At 51.7% G+C, this 19,286-nt stretch carries 10 protein-coding genes and 3 pseudogenes; 4 read left to right on the forward strand and 9 right to left on the reverse strand.

Annotated elements, in window-relative coordinates:
• Window positions 1–72: 72 nt before the first annotated feature.
• Complete coding sequence (locus LPW39_RS10395; protein ID WP_230774266.1) at window positions 73–534, forward strand: mobile mystery protein A; 462 nt, start codon at window positions 73–75, stop codon at window positions 532–534.
• Window positions 525–1,115 (forward strand): mobile mystery protein B, encoded by a 591-nt coding sequence (locus tag LPW39_RS10400; RefSeq protein ID WP_230774267.1) that lies wholly within the window; start codon window positions 525–527, stop codon window positions 1,113–1,115. Before LPW39_RS10395 ends, LPW39_RS10400 begins: the two co-directional genes overlap by 10 nt.
• 1,291 nt (window positions 1,116–2,406) lie before the next feature.
• Here the strand turns inward: LPW39_RS10400 and LPW39_RS10405 are convergent.
• From LPW39_RS10405 to LPW39_RS23580, 5 genes and pseudogenes are all read right to left on the reverse strand, one after another.
• Window positions 2,407–3,465, reverse strand: a complete 1,059-nt coding sequence (locus tag LPW39_RS10405; protein ID WP_230774269.1) for a polymorphic toxin type 47 domain-containing protein — start codon at window positions 3,463–3,465, stop codon at window positions 2,407–2,409.
• A 13-nt stretch (window positions 3,466–3,478) separates the two neighbouring features.
• Window positions 3,479–3,904 (reverse strand): hypothetical protein, encoded by a 426-nt coding sequence (locus tag LPW39_RS10410; RefSeq protein WP_230774270.1) that lies wholly within the window; start codon window positions 3,902–3,904, stop codon window positions 3,479–3,481.
• A 16-nt stretch (window positions 3,905–3,920) separates the two neighbouring features.
• Window positions 3,921–7,532: an RHS repeat domain-containing protein gene (locus LPW39_RS10415; protein WP_230774272.1), complete on the reverse strand. Its 3,612-nt coding sequence runs from the start codon at window positions 7,530–7,532 to the stop codon at window positions 3,921–3,923.
• 798 nt (window positions 7,533–8,330) lie between these two features.
• A complete protein-coding gene (locus tag LPW39_RS10420) occupies window positions 8,331–10,352 on the reverse strand; it encodes a DUF5979 domain-containing protein (protein WP_230774273.1) in 2,022 nt (673 codons plus the stop codon).
• A gap of 96 nt (window positions 10,353–10,448) precedes the next feature.
• Window positions 10,449–10,706 (reverse strand): annotated as a pseudogene (locus LPW39_RS23580) (transposase); the annotation flags it as partial.
• Window positions 10,707–10,729: 23 nt separating this feature from the next.
• Between LPW39_RS23580 and LPW39_RS10425 the strand changes: the two are divergent.
• Window positions 10,730–11,163, forward strand: a pseudogene (locus LPW39_RS10425) (transposase); the annotation flags it as partial.
• Window positions 11,164–11,379: 216 nt separating this feature from the next.
• Here the strand turns inward: LPW39_RS10425 and LPW39_RS10430 are convergent.
• Both LPW39_RS10430 and LPW39_RS10435 read right to left on the reverse strand, forming a co-directional pair.
• Window positions 11,380–11,640, reverse strand: a complete 261-nt coding sequence (locus LPW39_RS10430) for a hypothetical protein (protein ID WP_230774275.1) — start codon at window positions 11,638–11,640, stop codon at window positions 11,380–11,382.
• Window positions 11,641–12,552: 912 nt separating this feature from the next.
• Complete coding sequence (locus tag LPW39_RS10435; RefSeq protein ID WP_230774276.1) at window positions 12,553–13,566, reverse strand: DUF3829 domain-containing protein; 1,014 nt, start codon at window positions 13,564–13,566, stop codon at window positions 12,553–12,555.
• A 430-nt stretch (window positions 13,567–13,996) separates the two neighbouring features.
• On the opposite strand from LPW39_RS10435, the gene LPW39_RS10440 reads away from it, so the two are divergent.
• Window positions 13,997–14,839, forward strand: a complete 843-nt coding sequence (locus LPW39_RS10440) for a hypothetical protein (protein ID WP_230774278.1) — start codon at window positions 13,997–13,999, stop codon at window positions 14,837–14,839.
• Between the two features lie 805 nt (window positions 14,840–15,644).
• Here LPW39_RS10440 and LPW39_RS10445 read toward each other — a convergent pair.
• Together LPW39_RS10445 and LPW39_RS10450 are read right to left on the reverse strand one after the other, a co-directional pair.
• A pseudogene (locus LPW39_RS10445) lies at window positions 15,645–16,205 on the reverse strand (DUF1287 domain-containing protein).
• A 1,210-nt stretch (window positions 16,206–17,415) separates the two neighbouring features.
• A complete protein-coding gene (locus LPW39_RS10450) occupies window positions 17,416–19,056 on the reverse strand; it encodes an IPTL-CTERM sorting domain-containing protein (RefSeq protein ID WP_230774281.1) in 1,641 nt (546 codons plus the stop codon).
• Window positions 19,057–19,286: the final 230 nt, after the last annotated feature.

The raw sequence follows: 19,286 nt of genomic DNA on the forward strand, positions 1-19,286 counted from the left end.
GAAGCTAAACCGTAAAATATGATTCACTATAGGCTATCATCATCGATGTAAAAAACAGCCTATAGGCTAGCAATGCCACCAGAACTCAACCAACTCCGACTCGAACAGTTGCAAGCCACTTTGTCCCATTACGCGGACTTAGTGAAGCGGCAGGTCCCTTCACGCGGGTGGTTGAAGCTCATCCGGGAAGCTTTGGGGCGCACGGAGCGTCAGCAGGCTCAGCGACTGGGCATCACAGGTTCGACGCTACATAAGTCCGAACAGTCCGAAGCGGATGATCGCATCACGCTTGGGCAGTTGCGAAAGCTCGCTGATGGGCTGGATTGCGAGCTGGTCTACGCCCTCGTGCCCAGGCGGCCGCTCACGGCGGTGGTCCACGAGCGCGCCCGCGCCATCGCTATGGAAGAAGTCTTGGGCGTGGCCCACACCATGGGCTTGGAAGATCAGCGCCCGGGCGCCGAACGGCTTCGCAAGCAAGTAGAACGCCGGACGGAAGAGCTGCTGCGCGGCCGCTGGTCGGATTTATGGCGATAGACCTCGACGAGCAGGACGGCCAGACCCCGCTGGACCCCGACGAGAAGGCTGGGCTCATCCCTGGGCACCTGGACACCAAGGGCGACCTGAACGACTGGGAGCAGGAGAACATCCTGGGTGCGGTGCGCTGGCTGAAACGGGCTCGCTTGCCGGATGTACTCAGCGAAGGGTTCTGCCGAGAGTTGCACAAGCAGATGTTCGGCAAAACATGGGCCTGGGCGGGTACGTTTCGCAAGTCCGACAAGAACATCGGCTGCGACTGGACGCAGGTGGGGGTGCGGCTAAAAAACCTCTTCGACAACACGCGTTGGTGGGTCGACAACGCTACGTTTGCGCGCGACGAAATCGCCGCACGCTTTCATCGCGACTTGGTCTGGATTCATCCGTTTCCCAACGGCAATGGTCGGCATTCCCGCATGATGGCGGACGCGCTTGTGCGCAGCCTTGGCCAACCGGCGTTCTCCTGGGGAAGCGGCGGTGATCTGGTCGCCGCCAACGAAGTACGGGCCCGGTACTTGGCTGCCCTGCGAGCGGCAGACCAAGGCGACTATCAGCTACTGCTGGCGTTCGTGCGTAGTTGACGGACTCTGCACTCCAGGCCAGCACCAGCGATTGCAATCTTCAATGCCGCAATAGCGGCTTGAACCGCTCAGTTCACCGCAGACCATGCGCCTGCACGGCTTCCAAGCGTGTCTTCAGCTCCAATGGTCAGAGGAGACTGGGGACGATGGAGTAGCCTATCGCGTTGTAGCCGCGCAGCCATTGCTGCCACATGCGGCGGGCCCAAAGTGATGTGACTGGGGCCGTTCTGTTCGCAGCCGATGACGCGCGGGTTTGCCCCAGACCGCGAAGCGCATGGCTTGCGCTTCGTAGAACTCAGGAAGACGATGGGGCAACGCGTAGGCCGTCGAAGAGCCCGAGACTTGTTGGGAGCAAATTCAAGGACATAGGTGTGAGGTGCCATAGAGATTTGTTCCCATTGGTCAAAGTGCTTGCGACTGGCCTACTTAGCGCCACATTGACAGCGATTGGTGTTGCAAGCTTGTTAGCTTTTGACCTTACGCGTTTGCCCAGCTTGATATAGAACTCAACGGCTCGAATGCGGTCTGCGTATGAATACATAAACTACCTCTTGGAAGTCCAAGTTATCATACGCATCCCCTTTGTTAGTCTGAGCGCTAGGTGGCTGAACTCAATATCCGAGCACACATTCCCCATCAATTCTCTGTACGAGGGACTCCAGACGGTGTCCGTGGCATAAATTCGTCTCGGGTTTGGGGTACCTAGGCCTCAGATCAATTTATGCAACAACACCCAGATATGGGCATTGGTAATCAACAGCGTAACCAGCTTGAGGATGCGCCAGAGTGGTCACGTGACATAACTCATTCTGGGGAAGGAGCGATCTTAAATATATTTAATCAACAACGTAGTAACAAGTTAGTTGCTTGCTAATCCCCTAACCCATGGTAGAGCAGTTCCCCACCCTATCACAAAGTCATGATGATTGCTGCAGAGCAAATAACTAGCATTTTCATCGCAGACGTAAAATTCAAATGCTGGGCATTCTCTCAACACAGCATGGAGATCATTCCCATTCCTAAAGCGCCAAAACTCACTTGCCCCAGGTAGGAACATGAGGCAATTCGTATCTCCTACGAATTTAGGGATCAATTCCCAGCCATCGCTGCGAAAACATCCATCTGGTGCATGAACTCCATCCCATGCGTCTAGCAAACTCACATCTACTCCTAAATTGGTTCGTAAATTTCTGACCACTTCTTGTATCTCGGTAGCAATTGGGATGGACGCCTTGATGCCTATAGTCAAGATTGCGGAGGATATTGAATCTGAAATCATTGTTCAACTGCACTAACGATTAAAAGGAACATTATCCAATAAAATATGCCCTCGTGTAGCACCACCGCCACCCCGCTTACCACCCGTCTGAAATCCAACGTGTGGAACATCAGGGCCGTTCTTAGCATGTGCCCAGTCAACATTGACCTCTGCACCGCTACTATGCCGCCACTCAGAGGGGAATGATTTTCCATTTGCATCTTTTCCCCATTTTGTTACTGCAAAATCCGATTTTGGAAGACCAGTTTTCTCAAATGCCGTATTCAATGCATCCTGGAGCCCCTTGCCAGTACCCCGGAAATCAAGGTCATTAGGACCTAGCTGCCAGCGCATCCCTTTTGCTGCAGCCTCTCCACTTTCACGCATAGCCTTAATGCCCAGTCCTACCATTCCTGGAGCAAGTGGAACAGCAGTCAGTGCTGCATCTAAAACTAGCCCTGCTGCATCTACGGTAGCTGCACCATAATTTCCTGCGACATAGTTCTTCCCCAAACTATCAAGACCCACAGCCAAACTTATTGCTTCAAATGCAGCTTCAGCATAGGCACCGTCAGGATCCCTAAATTTAATAGGATTATTATTTCCATATGCATAGCGGTTGAAGCTATGAAGATTTCCATCCTTGTAATCGACGGGGTCTATTCCTAGGAAACGGCCAATACTAGGATCATAGTATCGAGCCCCAAAGTACTGCATGCCTGTGTCGGCATCCTGCTCTTTGCCATGGAACCATTGCGACTGTTCATCAGCAGCGGGCTGCCACTGCGTCTTCTGGCCATACGCGTAGTACGACTCTTTCCACAGCAAGTTGCCAGACTCATCCGTAGCTGCCAGGGGACTACCGCTGAAGTCACTATGGATATAGGTAACCGTGTCGGCTCGGGTAGGAGCCCCAGCAAGCAGCAGCACTCCCATGATGAACACAGAGACCAGGGCCTGTAACGATGCTGCTAGTCCAGCCGAGCGCTTGGCTTTTAGCCAATGTAGAGCTACAGGGAACAGCTTCATCAAGGGGTAAGCCTCGAAATAGGAGTTGTGACGAATATTCTGTTTTCGATCAATTAAGCTCATTTTGACTCCCCTCTCACTGCGCTGGTACGCACAGCAGTTCATCGGTAAGTGCCAGCTCCATTGCCTTTTCCTTGCTAACCGGCACGGTTGGACACGCTCCTGTCGTAGTGATAGTCATATCACTACTTGCGGGCTGTTCTTTTAGTTTGCGGCGTTGATAAATGACTTGCCCGGGCTGGGCTGCGCTTTTCGCCTGCTCTGAGACAGGTTCGTAGATGAATTCCGGCATTGGAATCACTTCAGCGGCTTGCACGAACTGCGCCTCTGGTGTGGTAGGCGATTGATAAACAGAGGAACCACTGGTTGAAGTGGCGATTTTCGCTGGGGGTATCTTCTGAGCGTGTGCTGTCATGGACCAAGCACTAGTGAAGCCAATTACCATAGCACAAACGACTTTATGAAGCGCAAGGCCTGTCTGCATTTTATTTGAGTAAAACATTTTTAGTCCTTGCCTATCAGTTGACGTTAATACGTCGTTCTGCCACGAGACGGTCGCCCAAGTAAATATGCTCTTTACGGGTGTTAGCGTCGAGTGTCTGCATCAGCAAACCTTGCTTGCTGTGCATATACAAGGTGCTTCCATTGTTGTCGAGCGTCTGAACGCGCATATTGGAGGCGTCATAGTTCTGCAGCTTTTGGGCGGCGGTTCCGCAATCGACACAGCGCATGTTATTTGCACGGTCATGGCCAAAGGTGTTGTAGCCATTGGAGATGACATTTCCAGCCAGATCGTAGTCAAAAGCACGGTAGAGCTCCCCGGTCACTCCATCAAGTACTCCCGTTGACGCGTCGTATGCGTACGTATTGAGGCCAGTGGGTGTTTGAATGGAAGTCAAATTTCCTACATTGTCATATGCATAGTTTCTCTGACCTTTGACCGAGACTTCACTGACAATACGATCTAGCTTATCATAGCTATATGATCGATAATATGTGGAGCCACCTGCGTCATTAACTAAGATCAGCCTGGCGGCAGTATCATAGGCATTAAAATAGTGAATAAATCTATTGGTGCCTTTTGCAAGCTTCATTTCCCAAGGAAGTTGGTTGCTATATAAACTCATGGTTGAAACTGTGCCGTTTGCGTACTTGATCTCGCTGGCAACTCCGTTTGGATGGTATTTAATGCTACTGATGTATGGCAGAGCTGCCCGAGCTCGTCCAAAGGCATCGGGTTGGTAATTCACCTGGTTACCCGAAGGGTAGGTCACAGAGGACAACGCTTCATTCGTGTCATATGCGTACTGCAACGTCTGGCTAGCGCCTGCAACAGCCAAGCTTTCTGAAGACAGTTTGTCGTTGTCGTCGTAGGTGTAACTGCGGCTAACGCTACCATTTACGGAGCTCAGCAGGTTGTCATTTTTGTCATAGGCATGGATGACGCCTGCCGCATTGGGTACAGCGCTGTCTTCCGAGGAAGGGTAGCTGATGCTTTTGAGCCGATTCCGGTTGTCGTAGGTGTACGTTGTTGCCGGCCCACTGCCCACAGACTTGCTGGTCATATTGCCAATGGCATCACGTCCAAAATTGGTAATGCCGATTTCCGGATCAGTTTTAGAGACTAGGAAATATTGGTTGTTGTACACATAAGTACGCGTTTTCCCACCCATGCTCACCGAATTGATCTGTCCGAGCAGATTTCGGGGCGTGGAGACATCCGCCTTCACAATCAAACTGTTGCCGGGTGCGAGCTCGCCTGCTGCAAGCCTGACGCGCTCACGCTTGTCTGGGTCTCCGTATGCTCTATAAAAATCAGACGATGCACGTCCTCCGTATCCTTGGCTGAATGAGCGCAGTCCTCCATAATTGGTCAATTTAATTTCCGACCCTAAGTTTGAGCCGGAATAATTTTGTGTGATGGTCGCAACAATACGGCCCAAAGCATCGTAGTCATATCCCGTGCCCATGAGACCATTCGGATAAGACTGATGGACCAGTTCACCCAAGATATTGCGCGTGTAGTTGACCCACACAGAGGTTTCACCAGGGGCGCTCACTTGCCTGCGTACGGTTCGGCCCAGCCCATCCATGGTCACAACATCGGTCATGGCGCCCCGTTGAACGGTACGCGTGGTCGGCGTCCAAGCTACCGAAGTGACCGCGCCGACCGGGTGCGCGATCGATGTCACACGGTTTAAGTTGTCATAGGTATAGGAGGTGGTTTTACCGCGCCCGTTTGTTTCCGAGGTGACATTGCCTGCGTTGTCGACCGTGCGCAAGATGGTCACGCTTTCGGGTTGCTCTTCCTTTTGTGCAATGCCTCTGAGGTAGTTGCTGTAGCTGGTTGCCTGTCCAAGCGCGTTTGTTTTGCTGGCCAGATCCCCTGTGGGATGGTAGGTGGCCGTGCTCATGACACCGGCAGCAGTCTCAGACAGTACATTGCCATTGCTATCGCGCAGCCAGGTCGTCAAATGCATTTGACCCTCACCCGATACCTTCTGGCTGGCCACTTGGTGCAGCAGCCATTTGCTTGTATTGATATCGTAGGTAAGAGAGGTGGTGCGTGTATAGGTTCGGTCAGAATTGTTGGTGGCCTTCTCAACGACGGTACCTGGGTTTCCGTAGCCATCAAAATTGGACTTGGTTATGTAGAAGTTTTCCCCTGCGCGATAGTGATTATTCAGCCTTAAAACACGCGCAGTCGGATTAAAACTATTGGTCGTGTAATTTTGGCTTACGACGTCTATCTGGCTTGAGATAATAAAATCCTGGTAACCAAGTAGCACATTCTCTACGCTGCTACTGCTCCCCATGTAGACGCCTACAGCAGTAGGTGATTGCCGAACCGAGTGATATCCCATGTGGTAGTGCTCGGTGGCATTTCCTTTTGGATCGGTAACTGTGGTTACATTGACTTGGCTGCGTACGGCTGGTGGCACACCATACGAATGACTGACTTGGCCACTGCTGGTGGTTACTGGCAATTCATCGCTGGCTACTTCGTACGCGTAGGTCCAAGTCCCTGATAACGTCCCCGCTGCATCGGTTTTGGATGTTTTACTGGCTACTACGGTGCTTTGACGGTGGCGCGGAGTGCCCGCCAGAAAATCCACATGGCTGTATGCATAGTCAATGCTGCCACCGCCCGGATAGGTCACCCGGCTAAGCGATCCGATACCGGGAGTTGCGCTATAGCTGTACTTCCAAGACTGCCCATCTGGTCTCTTGACATCGGTGAGGTAGTTGCGCGAACCCGAACCAGCACTTACGGTGTATTTCCACTCCCGTGAATTGCTGACATCTACGATCTTGGAAAGCTTGGAGTCGGTGTACTCGAAGTTAACCGACCGACCATCGCTCGTAGCCACCTGGCTCATCGCCAGGACGCCATTGCCCAAAAACTGGTAGCTCAAATCGAACCAGTTGCCGTTTCTGTCTGTAATGCGCTCTGGATAATAGGCTGTTTGTTTGCTAGCGACTGCTCCAAAGGAGTGGCCCACCTTGGTCATGCGGTAGCTTCTGCCGTCTGGTGAATAGACGGTAAACGTACCGCCCACACACTGCGCCCGCCAAAAATCCTTGGTCATCCAGGCGTTGTTGTCGACAAATGGCTGCTCGTAGAAAACTTGTCTGCTGCCATCGGGCAGCTCCAGCACTGGATTGGCAGAAGCCACTGTCCATGACGATGAGCAAAGGGCTTTGTTCGTCCCACGTATCACACGACCCATGTGCATGGTCCAGCCAAGCCCTGCCGGGCTGTACTCGTAGTCACTCCAGGTGGCGATAGTCGCCATGGGATCATCAATGCTGTTGTAGCTACGCCCAACGACCAGATCCATTCCTCCGTTACCAGGAATGAGGATATCCGTCACGTTGTAGCTGAGTTTTCCCGTAAATGTACTGATCGTCTCATTGGGCGCTTGAGAGACCGATCCGCCCAGCGATGCAGCTTTTTCCTCAAAGTAATCGGGAATGCTAGGGAGGCTGGTTTCATCGGATTGTGCATGAGCGCCAGTAGTCGCTACGAGTGCGGCAAGGCCAGCGATTGCTGCAGAGATCGGTCCTCTACTTGTCAAAGGGCGAGACCTCGAAATTTTTGATGTTGAGCGTCTATAAAACTGCTGCATTGAATCTCCTGATACGGATAGTTAACGGCGTAGGCGGTTTTCAGCTGCCCTTGCCCATTAAAGCCTTAGCGCCTTGCATAAAAATGCAAGAAGCATCACTCTAATTCTTGCTAATCAAAATCCATGGTCAATAGTCAGTAACCCTATGAGTTATTTTCTATTGATTGATTTAGATCATGAATAAGCAAATCTCGCATCTTTTGTCGGGGAAACGCAATTTGATAAGTGAGCGCTCAGTTCATTTATAGAATTAAGTAAGAAGATTCCAGATAAGCCGCTGCATAAATTAGATAAATCACGCACGGCAGCGAAACGTCCAACCATGGAACAAGATTTCAAGTAGATACATCCGAAAGATGCTGTTGCATAAGAAAGAACTATTTAATGCTTGGGAGAGTGGGCCACAACCATTTGGAGTTCAGGGAAACGGTCAATTTCTTGTTAGTGCCGACGCAAATCTGATCGGCTAAACCACAAAGGACATGCGGAGGGGCATGCTTATGTGCAATTCAACTTAAAGGGTTCTGGAGCTGTCGCAATGGCCGCTCGGGCACATCTGTTGGCGATTCTGCGTTTGCTGGCAGCTGGCCGACCGCGTACAGCGAAGGCGCTGTTGCACAACTCCAGCTCTGCAGTGCGGCAAACGCCAGATGATTGAATCGAGCTGAATGCGCGAGTGCGCATCCCATGTCTGTAGCCAGAAATAAAAGAGCCGCCCCAGTGCTACGGCACAAGGGCGGCGTGTCCTAAATTTGATGGAGTGATCTCTAGAATTTAATCCGGGTTTACATAAATCGGTTAGGTGCGAGCGGCCTGACGGCGTTGACGAATAACCAAAGCGGCAAGCAGCGCTGCCATTGCCGCCAAGCCTGCCGCTGTATTGCTCGGTACTGGCTCTGCGGCTATTGCATTGGTTCTCAAGGTATTGGTGATCGCCGTGCTCACCGATTGCCCGCCTGCGACGCTGATCGTTGCCGGAGCAAAAGCAGGCGCGTCCCATGTGTAGCCAGACGGTGCACCGGGCATCGCTTCACTTAGCGTGCAATTAGAGCCGGCCGGAATGGTGGCCAGGGTGGCGGTCTGGCTGCCGGCAGCAGTGAAGCTGAGACTTGTGGTGTAGGGAGTGTTTGCCGCTGGCTTGTCGCAGGTGGCCGTGAAGTTGAACGTGAGGGGCCATGTCACTGGTGCTCCGGCTGGCAGCGGTGCCAGGGTCTTGGTGATAAGAGCAGTGCCCAGCGCTGGAGGAATGGTCTGCAGGCGGTTGGTGATGGCACTGCTGGCAGTCTGACCAGCGGCCACCGTAACGCTTGCAGGAGAGAATGCTGCAGCATCCCAGGTATGTGCAGCCGGAGCGGCGGGCTGTGTTTCGCTCAGACTGCAGAGGGCACCATCCGGTACATTGGCGATGGTGGCAGTCTGGCTGCCGGCGGAATTGAAGCTGGCAGTGGCCGTATAGGTGGACCCTGCCGTCGGCAGGTTGCAGGTGGCAGTGAAGTTGAAGTTCTGCGGCCAGGTCACTGGCGCGCCCGCTGGCAGCGGAGCCAGGGTCTTGGTGATGGCGATGCTGCCGGTCGTCGGCACAAGGGTATTGGTGAACGCAGCAGGAGATTGGGCACCTTCGGAGATTGCCACGTTGATGGGGGCAGCAGGAGCGATTTCCCAACGGAAGCCGGAGATGGCGGTCGGGGCCTGTTCGGAAACGCTGCAGTTGGCACCCGCAGGGATGTCTGTGACGGTGGTGGTTTGTGTGCCGTCCGCACTGAATGACAGCGGGGGAACGGCATAGTTGGTGCCTGCCGCAGGTTTGTCACAGGTGACCGTGAACTGGAAGTCCAATGGCCAGGCCACAGGAGCCTGCGCGGGAAGCGGTGCGAGTGTCTTGCTGATCGCAATGCTACCCGATTGCGCGGCGCAGGAGCCGGTAGGGGATACGGCGGCGTTGACCATGATCGAGCCCAGCCTGCCTACGGGTGGATTTCCTGGCAGGGCCAGTGGATTGACATCACTGATCGTGAAGATGCAGGCGCCATTGCCGCTGAAGGACTGTGCCCGGGGCACGATCAGGGCCGAGACATTGTTGATACGGGTGTTGTTGGCGACGTCCGCTGGGGTGGGCATCGTGATTGGGGGGCGAGGCGATGGGTCGCCGGGCGAGGCAGTTTGCGGCGGCATGTACAGCACGTTATACGCGGGCACATTGTTTAGTACTCGATAATCGAGCACCGTCATGGGGTTGAGTGAGGTAAACGAGCTTGCCAGGGGCGTGGCGCTGTTGAGAACGACGCTGCCAGGCCCAGCTCCTTGCGAACTGTCGTTGAACAGGATGCCTCTTGAAATGCCCCAACCAGTTGCCGCATTGATGATGGGACTGGTGATCTGGTCAATGTTAGGTGCGCATGCCGAACACTGATCGGGATACAGGAAGAAGGCATTGGCTGCACGGGTCTGAATCGCGGACTGCATTGCGGTCACGCTAGCAGCATTGAAGCCGCCATAAACAGCGGTCATCACCACAATGTCGTATTGTCCGCCACCGGGTGGAATGAAATCGCTGGCCGTGATCGTTGTGGGGTTGCCGCCAGCGCCTGTGATATCAAAGTTTTTTTGCGTGACATCTGCCGCAGAGCCGCCCAATGCAGTGACCGCTGCCACCATTTCGTTATAGGCACCGTTTGCATAGGTTTGACCGAAAAAGGTGCCTGACAACACATATGCATCGCCAATGATCAACACCTTGGGCACCTGTGCTGAAGCCATCGATGCCGCTCCAGTCAAAAACGCCAGCGACGTTAGCCGGAACACAGTAGACCAAGATTTCATGGTAACCCTCATTAAAATTTATGTTGCAGATTTATAGCAAAGTGTTGACAGATTTGACAGGATAGTAGACGCAAGACACCTTCGTTGTAGATTTATTCAATCAAGATCTTTGCTTTGTGAGATGAATTTATGCAGGGCGCAGTGGAGTTGCGGCAGAGAACCAGTCGAAGTTTTTATCCGTACTTCTCTTTTTTGCCTGCCGCACACCTTGCTGCATTCGGGAGCAGACCACGCAAGGCTTGCCATAAGCAATCGCGATTTCGCTAGACTAAGCTTCGGGCGCAAGGGCTGGCCCAACAAGCGCTTTGTAGACAGACAGAGATTGATGGCCGCATCTGAGAAGGGTTGACTGCGCCAGTGCTCACCGCTGCTGGGCGGGGCAAGATCGGCGCGGCAAGACCCGCGCCATGGTAAGCATTCATGTGAGCTTTCCCCTGGTCGATGATCGGCTGATGCACGGTGATTGGAGGAGGAGCTGATCAAAGGTGCCGCAACGAGTCTGCAGTCGATGTACTGGTCGAGCGCAGCACGCGCCTGGTGCTAATTTGCCGCATGCCTGATGCCACAGCTCAATTGGCTTTGGCTGCATTCACGCTGGCAGAAAGGCACTTGCGAGAACACCAACGGATTGCTACGCCAGTTCCTTCTCAAAAGAGTGGACCTCAGCGTCCATGATCAAGATGCTCGGGACTTGATTGCAGATATGCTGAACAACAGGCCACGCCAAACGCGCGGCTGGAAATCTCCGTACGAAGCATTCCAGCGGTTCATGCCGGCAATTGCACAGCGCAAAGACGCTTCCATTCACTGACACTGACCTAATCTCAATCAGGGGGTGCTGCAGTTCAAGTTTGAGACCGCCAGGATAATTTTGCGTTGCCATTGATTGCCATCACCGGTAATTGCAAGCGTCGAGGGAGTATTTATATTGAATAATGTGGATCAAGTTGTAAGAAAATACATATTAAGAAATTATATAAAGTTAAACCATCGATCAATAGAATTTAATATTAAAGCTGTCTGCAGGCTATGATTGGTAGTTGGAAATATTTTTGTTTTTCCATGCCCAAGTTATTATTTCCCTTATTCCATTTATTCCCAGTCTAGGAATTCTAAATATTTCTCCAGTTTCAATGGAATAATCTAGGAGAGATTTATCAAGAATTTCAAATGCTGCGAGTGCATTACGGCTTCGACAACTGAAATTATCTAGAAATGTACTCTTCTCATCTTTAAGATCTTTTAAGCCTATGAGAGGAATTTCTTTGGATAATTTAATATTATTCATATTTTAGTAGTCTATGAAGAATTTTGCATAAGGCAGAATTTTTTAATTTAGGCTATTCTAAGATTTTCATCTTGGATCTATTAGCGCTCTCTAGGCTCGCCGAACGTCTTTTATTAGTAGCATCTTGAACTGCTTCGCTCTAGGATCACACACCTATAGTTGGATGGCTTTTTAGGTTATTGAAATCTTCATTCGCCTTTGAGTTATTTCTTAATATTAGAATTTCATGCGCGCTATCAATAGTATTCTTCTATGGATGTGGCAAAAAAATGCAGTGATTGCGGAATGTTGCTTTTCGAGGCCTGTTTAGGCATATTGGTAGGAGGCTATGGAGCAGGCAGTATATAAAATTGTTTACTAAATTTTTATTGATTCTAAATCTATTAATTCAGAAGCTACTTATTACAGATGATTAAAACTCGCATGTTAAAAGAAGCACCTATGCGCAGCGCTTGGAAGAGCGGACAGGCCCGTTTTCGGCGTCTGTAGCTTGATCGCCGTATCGGAGACAACGTATTACAACTTAAAAATGAAATTTAGCGACTGGGCGCCACAGATGCTCAGTCGACTAGAGATGCTCGAGTTCGAGAATGCTAAGCTGAAACGTATTTCACCGACCTGACCCGAGACAGCATTCGCCCACTTGTACAAGCTGCGTGTCGATGCGACTGAACGGGCTGCGACCTAGGAACCGAATAGCCGCGCTCGACAACTTGCTTAACTGCGTCCTTCTGGAATCACGGTGTAAGGCTCTGTACACTCATTACGAGCTTCTATGCTCAAAAGATAGTCTGATTTAGACTACCTGACTAGGGACAGTGCAAAAACCTTAGGTCGGTGTCAACGAGACAGGCAGCAGTTCACCCATGCGTAGAGATTGGGTGGGAGTTTTGCAGAGTTTCCTTAGGCCTTTCAAAATTTGTTAAGGTGTCTGTTGTAATTTCCCACCATGTTGTTATAGTCTTTCACTGCATTGCCCAGATGGCCTGGATGACCGGTAGCCTTAAATTCACGCACTTGGCCGATCATGCTTTGCATGTATGAGGTCATACTGTTATGTGAGCTATTGGGCTCTTTGCCGGGGGCTGCTTCAGCTTTTGCTTTATTCAGTTCGGCTGTATATTCCTGTTGTGCAGCTTCAACGACTGCCACCGCGGCATCGGCTTTGCTGATCCAGACCTTGTCCTTAGCGCTTGCGCGGCCTTGGGCTTGGTCAATAACAACCATGAGGGATTTCGCGGCCGCCATGCTGGCAAGCATGTTGTAGTTGACCATATCTCCTGCGGCTTTAAGTTTAGCCATATGGTCTCGGCGCTGCTGGTCTTGTACGCGATCAAGTGCATTTCCCACTCCGTCGATGCTAGCCAGGGTGGCGGTGAAACCTGCTTTCATCTCACCGTCGGCAGCGCGGGCGCGCTCATAGTTGTCTTCCAGAAAACCCTTGGTTTTTAGGTATGAGTCCATGGGGGACCAAGCGGCCAGCAATTGTTTGCCACTGTTGATCAGTTTGTCGACTGCTTCGTCAAGCTGAGGATCACCCGAACCAGTGGCGCGAGCTTTTTGCAGAGTATCAAGGATTTCCTTGAAACTCTCGGAAGCGCTGTCAAATTCGTCAAGGCCGCGTTTAGGTTTGTTGCTCAAAAGCTGCCAAGCCAAGTAGTTTTTGTACGCAGAGGCGGTGCCACCGTGCTCGGCAATCAGTTTGTTGTACACCTTGCTATAGGTTGATTGAGCCTCACGCTGCAGTGCTGCCGTTTTGTCAGGCGCAGGCGCGACCGCCGAGTTAGAAGCCGCTGAAACTACCGATGCTTCCACTGACGGCTTCGCGGGGACAGCAGAGCTTGACGCTGGTGACTTTTCGCATCCAGTTGCTAGAAAGCCTATAGCAATGATGGCTACGGACGTCTTATATTTGATAATGTTCATTTGACCAATATTCTTAAATAAAGTAATTAATAGTTATTTTACATACTTTCTATTTTTAGATTTATTGTCAATGTTAATAAATATTAATTAATTGGTAAAAATGTATTGCTTGTAGCATTGCAGAGCTTAGCTTTTTGTTGCGAAAGAATTCCGTGAGTTGCCGTTCCCGTTGGACCTTCTTGAGAAAATAGGCCTCATTCCAAGCTGGTCCCAGTCTCTGTGCCAGGCCTTGATGTTGATTTGCTAAAGGTTGATTTTAGGCAAGCTAGGCAGTCAGAGCATTGCGGTTTTTTAAGCCCTACAGCCCTTGATACAACAAGAGGCAGATCACGCTATCCCTATAATTTCCCTATCCCATCGAGTTCTAAGCGATACTTAGTCTTGCAACATAAAACTTGTCCAATTTTTGCGCACCTCTGGAGTAACGCAAATGAACGCTTCAAACTTCGGTGCGGCTCGGTGGCGATTGGCCGCAATAACCTTCGCAGCCATTGCATGCGCCACATTGTTAACGGCAGGCAGTAAGTTTTCTCAAACACCGCCTCTTGCACGAGAACAGGGGCAATCCAGTAGTACCGCAAGAACTTCCGAGCCCAGCACTACTTCATCGGGCAATTCTGCACTTCAGACGCAGCAGGGGAAGAGCATTGTCTCAAAATCACGCGACGTCAAAGCAAGGCGCATTTCCGATCAGCCGGACGACACTGCTTCGCTTCGCTATATCGAGGCAAGCTCAGTGCGTCGTCTACTAGGTGTCGACACCGAACAGCATTTGAATCTACTCCTAGACGATGGCAATGTCGAATGGTCCGTGCTTGATGAGAACTATCGCGCAATAGCGCTGCAACGCACCAACGGGGATAGCGGTATGTTCCACCTCGCGGGTGCCGAAGGCTCAAACTACATGCTGCGCTTTCACAACCGGAGCGAGAATAGCTACCAAGTAATTGCTACCGTTGATGGCTTGGACGTGATTGGTGGAAAGCCCATAAGCCAGATGAGCAGTGGCGGATATATGTTGGGGCCACAGCAGTGGTTGACCATCCGCGGTTTCCGCAAAAGCAACAAAGAAGAAGCATCCTTCCTTTTCTCAACGCAGGGGCATGCCTATGCCGCGAATAACGAGGCTGGAGACATAATGGCCATAGGTGTGATCAGTGTGACGTTGTTCAAAGTGCAGGATGTACATGGCACACGAGCCGCAAAAAGAATATCTCGCACGCATACTCCGTATGTTTGCGGTATGGTTGTAGACACCAAGAGGCTGTCGTAGGTAACACTTGGCCGGCATCGTCCAGACGTCAATCGAGCATTCGTGAGTGCAGACCAGACTGAAACCAGCATCCGTTCCTGTTATGCGCCTCTACATATCCAGAGTTTGAAGGAATAGCTGCTATATTGGCACGCTATGCGCCTCATGCTGCCAAAACTCATACTTGTCGTCTTCGCAAGCGTTAGCTGTACCGTAGTGCCCGAGCGCACGGCGGAAAAGGAAATAGTGGAGGTCACTTGGACTACACCCGACTTTCGTCGCGAGATCAGCCAGACGGTCAATTGCCAGAGCATCGGTCTTGTAGTCTCTACCCGAGGCTACAGTTCGGGCGAGACTGTGCGCGTAACCGTCATCAACCATGAAGACTCGGCATACGAAGTGGCACTTTATGGAACTGTGGGTATCCATGGGGAAGCTCGCATTCTCTGGGAAGAAGGTGCATGCGAGGGCTTCACCCCAAGTGGTCGTAAGACAGAACCGCTACCTGCTTGATGCTTCATCAATTCGGTCGCTGTTGCGCTCAAGTCTCTCTCAATGGCGTCCAGCTATCATTCAGTTTCTCAGCGAGCATTCCTTTCCTCTTCTTCGCGGCATTCTGGGGCTTGAAAATGCATTCGCGCTATGCCCTAAGCGTCCGCCAAGAGGACAAAGTTCTCGGGAGCATCTTCATCGAATTCCCCGGATACTGTCACCTTCACAGGCTCCTCTACCCAATACGATAAGCTTGGCGTGATGTTCACCACATTTGTCTCGCTGGCCTTGATCTTTGAGCAGCTTTGTTAAGGTGAACAGCCTTAGGTGCCTGCTAAACCAAAAAGCGGTAGCGCCCGGTGAGCAGATACGCGGTCAGTGCATCTTCCTCGCGCGTGCCTTGGCCAATGTTGTGGATGACCGCCTAGCATCCGCAGGCAGTGCGCCGGTCGCTGATGATGCCTGTACGGAGCAGCTTGCCATAGATCATGCTGGTGAAAATATAGCTTGGCTGCCAATACTGCTCGTTGCTGGGTAATGGGAGCTTTGCTTGTTTGCGCGCCCAGAAGGTTTGCAGATTGGGCACACGGCGGTGGTCGATATTGGGATCCGGCCGTTTGAGGCCCCAAGTCCTTGGATATGCCAAAAAGTGCGCCGCCATATCGGTGGGCACGAGCTTTTGCAGATCGACGGCGAAGGCATCTCTGTAGGCGCGGATCAGCACATCGGTGCAGACGCCGGTGTGTCGCGGCACATCGCCGCCTGGATAGGCCAGGGGGCATAGCAGCCATCGTAGGCGTGGGTGACGCCCAACTGCGTGCGGCGCCGCACGTATCAATGTGCTTGCATCGCGCAGGGTTGGCGCTGCCAGACTGTGGAGGCTGCTGGCTCCCAAGGTCAGCAGAAGGAGCAGCGGGCGTCGGGAAAGTTCTGAGGCATGGGATAAGTCTAGCGGCTGTTGCGGTGTTTATGCTGACTGTCGCCACCTGCCCAAGCGCAGCGTCCTCTGGCCATTATGTGCTGGGCAGGCATTTCAAGCCAGCAGCATTTAAATGGGCGGTTGCCTGCAGGCATGCCCACCTCCGCTGCAGACAAGCGTATTCTTTGGCCTACCGCTTGGCACTGCCGTTAGCAGCCGTACTAAGGCAACTGAAATTGCGCGGGCTGCTAGCCTAGGAAGCTGAAAAACTTGGTGCGTGATGGCAAACAAAATTGACGCAGACGAGCGTGCGGAAGACGCTGTCAGCGCTACCTACGAGTGTCTTCTGATACTCTGCAGGACAGTCCGAATGGCGCAGTTCCGTTTCTTTTGTAATGTCCACTGTTGGTGGACTATGTGACGCGCTTTTCACTTTCTTTGGTGTTCAACATGTGTCGCTTAGTTTGTAGCATCCAGTGGCATTGGTGTACAAATACCGTCCTCAGCGAGCGTAGGCTGGGGAGATGAGTGAGAAGAGCTGGGGGCGTCGCAAATACCGCATAACAAACTGGAAGGCGTAAAAGGCAGGGTAGAAGGGAGGGTAGAAGGCGAGAGGGGTCACAACTGCCTGATCGTGGGCCAGACTAGCAAGCCTAGCTTTATGTAGAGGTCAATACCTCGGATTCTGTCTTCGTATCAATACATGAACTACCTCCTGATATTCCAAGTTTTTGTCACATCGCCCGTGGGTGAGTTTTGTGTGTAAATCAACAGCCATGGGTCCAAAGTTCTTAGTCAAAGGTTAGTGGAATCCCCAAAAGCACTGCGCCGAGCGCCGCCGCCGGTGGCACAAGGTGCATCTGGTATTGATGCTCAGCTGCAGTAGATTTGAGCCAATGCAGCCACAACGAAGATATAGCTGCTACCACTGAAGGTCTCTGGTAGAGACCATGATAAATTTACTCAAGCGTCTGAGCGAGAAGGTAATGAGATAAGCGTTTGAGCGTCAAGTGGCGAGTTCAATATTCCGCATCAATCTTCGTTCAATTAGCCGTGCTGGGCATGCTCCAGGTGGTCGCTGCTGACTAAATCCGTATTGGGGTGGGGATGTCAAGGCCTATAGCCGATTTATGCAACAGCGCCATTTCGGTTAATAGAAAACCGCCCGAAGGCGGTCTGAAAGGATTTAGATTTCGCGTCTGCGGAAGCGGCTCATACCTAGCAATGCCACTATCGCACTAACTAGGATCAACGCCCACTCCCCAATGGTCGGCACAGCTTGAGGTGTAGTTCCAATGAATTCGTCATCGTTTTGAATGACCACCTGAGCTGGACTCACCCCAATTGTGTAGTCGTTGGGATTGCTCGGAGCAGAGATGCTGAGATTAGCTGTCACATCGCCGTCGCCAGAGGCAGTGTTGGCTGTTGCTGTGATAGTGCAGTTTGCGCTCGTGCTGCCAGCGGGGATAACTATCGTATTTTGACAAGTGCTTGTATAGCGGGTGTTTGTGACTGGTGGTTGCAGATTCACAGTCAAATCAGCTGATTGGGATGCACTAGCCGTAATTGCACACGTTGAGATTTGGCCAGGCGCGTCCACGATAGCATTGGGCACACAACTTACTGACACCTCTGGGGGTACAGGGGGGGCAGGGCAAGCCAGTGTGGCTTGCGCATTGACGCCGGCCGTAATAGTGCTGCCCACGGTGAAGTCCGTACCATCAACGATAGTATTTGTGACAGGTGAACCAGAACACTGGGCAGCAGCCGCAGAAGGCCACTGCACCTCCAACTGAAGTTGGCAACCTACAGCGGGAAGAACTCCATTAGTCAGCTGGATTTGATTGCTGCCTAGGCCTGCGACTGGCGTGCCGCCGCAAGTATTGGAAATAACTCCTCCAGTACCCATGACAACTGGTGTCGGCAAATTGTCTGTGATTGTCAGCCCATTGATGGGGCTGATTCCATTACCAGTTACATTGATTGTTAATGTCGTTGACTGGCCTAGATTGATTTGCGGCGCTCCAAAGCTCTTCGTTATGCTTGGTGGCATGGCCGGAATGTCATCCGAAGTGATAACCAAATTATCGAATACGATGTAGGTCAAGTCGTCAATCACGGTGCCTACAATCGCCACGCGGTCTCCTGCGCTAAAGCTACTTGTGTCAACTGAAAACTGATGCGTTGTCCAGTCTGCAGCATATCGAGAATAGGTTGCATCCTTGGTGACATTAACCAATCCGGACTCGGGAAGTGGAGTCTGAGTAACGCCGGAGATGACCACATTAGCTGGATTTGCTGGAGAGCCGATGGGAGTGACTGCACCGGGAGCTAGGCTGAAGGTGCTTCCTGACGGAATACGAAAGAAACGCAAGCCCATCTGTATACTGCTAGCTGTGCCCGGGTAGTTGGTAGGCACTGCGATGCCATTAAGGTTGCCCGGCGTCACATGGGCAAGGTCCAGTTGGCCATTTATAAATGGTTTGCCTTGGGGGTCAAAAGCGATTCCCCACGATTCTACTGTAGCTCCATTCCGAGCAAATCCTCCAGAGTAAGGCGTGGCCGTGCCTTCTGGATCGGTGTTCAGCGCTACATTCCAGCAAACACGATCAGCAGTTCCAACCTGCATGAAAGTCGCGGAACCAACTTGCCCCGATCCGTTGTAGTCGCTTGACAAGCTACTTTCCGACCCCGCCCCCCCCCAAGCAGTACAAGAAGTTGTGGCTGGGCTGTTGAAATTTTGGGCGTAGAGCGTAGTCGTTTGCGAATAAGCTCCAGCAGACACTAAGAGTGGAAGTAGTGCCAGTGCTCTGTGGAATTTGGACATGGAGGTCCTCTTTAGGTTTGATGTCTATGAATCATCTCCTAAATCATCAGAAGAATAGTAAGGGAAAACATAACCATTGCAAATTTTTAAACAGTGCGACGATCTTATAGTTAGAAGCTGAGTCAATGTTGCGCCTCATGCTCAGCATCGGCTGCATCACTCTCACAGCGAGGTAAAAAGCGTGTCGTTAATGCGCGGTTTGCCGCTATGTGCAGCCACTACCTGTTTGA

Source organism: Comamonas koreensis, from assembly GCF_021026195.1.
GTDB lineage: Bacteria > Pseudomonadota > Gammaproteobacteria > Burkholderiales > Burkholderiaceae_C > Comamonas > Comamonas koreensis.

What these genes read in the sequence shown, in the direction of transcription:
- LPW39_RS10440 (WP_230774278.1), top strand. Translation starts at nt 13,997, where the DNA reads ATGAACGCTTCAAACTTCGGTGCGGCTCGGTGGCGATTGGCCGCAATA.
- LPW39_RS10400 (WP_230774267.1), top strand. Translation starts at nt 525, where the DNA reads ATGGCGATAGACCTCGACGAGCAGGACGGCCAGACCCCGCTGGACCCC.
- LPW39_RS10420 (WP_230774273.1), bottom strand. Translation starts at nt 10,352, where the DNA reads ATGAAATCTTGGTCTACTGTGTTCCGGCTAACGTCGCTGGCGTTTTTG.
- LPW39_RS10435 (WP_230774276.1), bottom strand. Translation starts at nt 13,566, where the DNA reads ATGAACATTATCAAATATAAGACGTCCGTAGCCATCATTGCTATAGGC.
- LPW39_RS10415 (WP_230774272.1), bottom strand. Translation starts at nt 7,532, where the DNA reads ATGCAGCAGTTTTATAGACGCTCAACATCAAAAATTTCGAGGTCTCGC.
- LPW39_RS10450 (WP_230774281.1), bottom strand. Translation starts at nt 19,056, where the DNA reads ATGTCCAAATTCCACAGAGCACTGGCACTACTTCCACTCTTAGTGTCT.
- LPW39_RS10405 (WP_230774269.1), bottom strand. Translation starts at nt 3,465, where the DNA reads ATGAGCTTAATTGATCGAAAACAGAATATTCGTCACAACTCCTATTTC.
- LPW39_RS10395 (WP_230774266.1), top strand. Translation starts at nt 73, where the DNA reads ATGCCACCAGAACTCAACCAACTCCGACTCGAACAGTTGCAAGCCACT.
- LPW39_RS10410 (WP_230774270.1), bottom strand. Translation starts at nt 3,904, where the DNA reads ATGTTTTACTCAAATAAAATGCAGACAGGCCTTGCGCTTCATAAAGTC.
- LPW39_RS10430 (WP_230774275.1), bottom strand. Translation starts at nt 11,640, where the DNA reads ATGAATAATATTAAATTATCCAAAGAAATTCCTCTCATAGGCTTAAAA.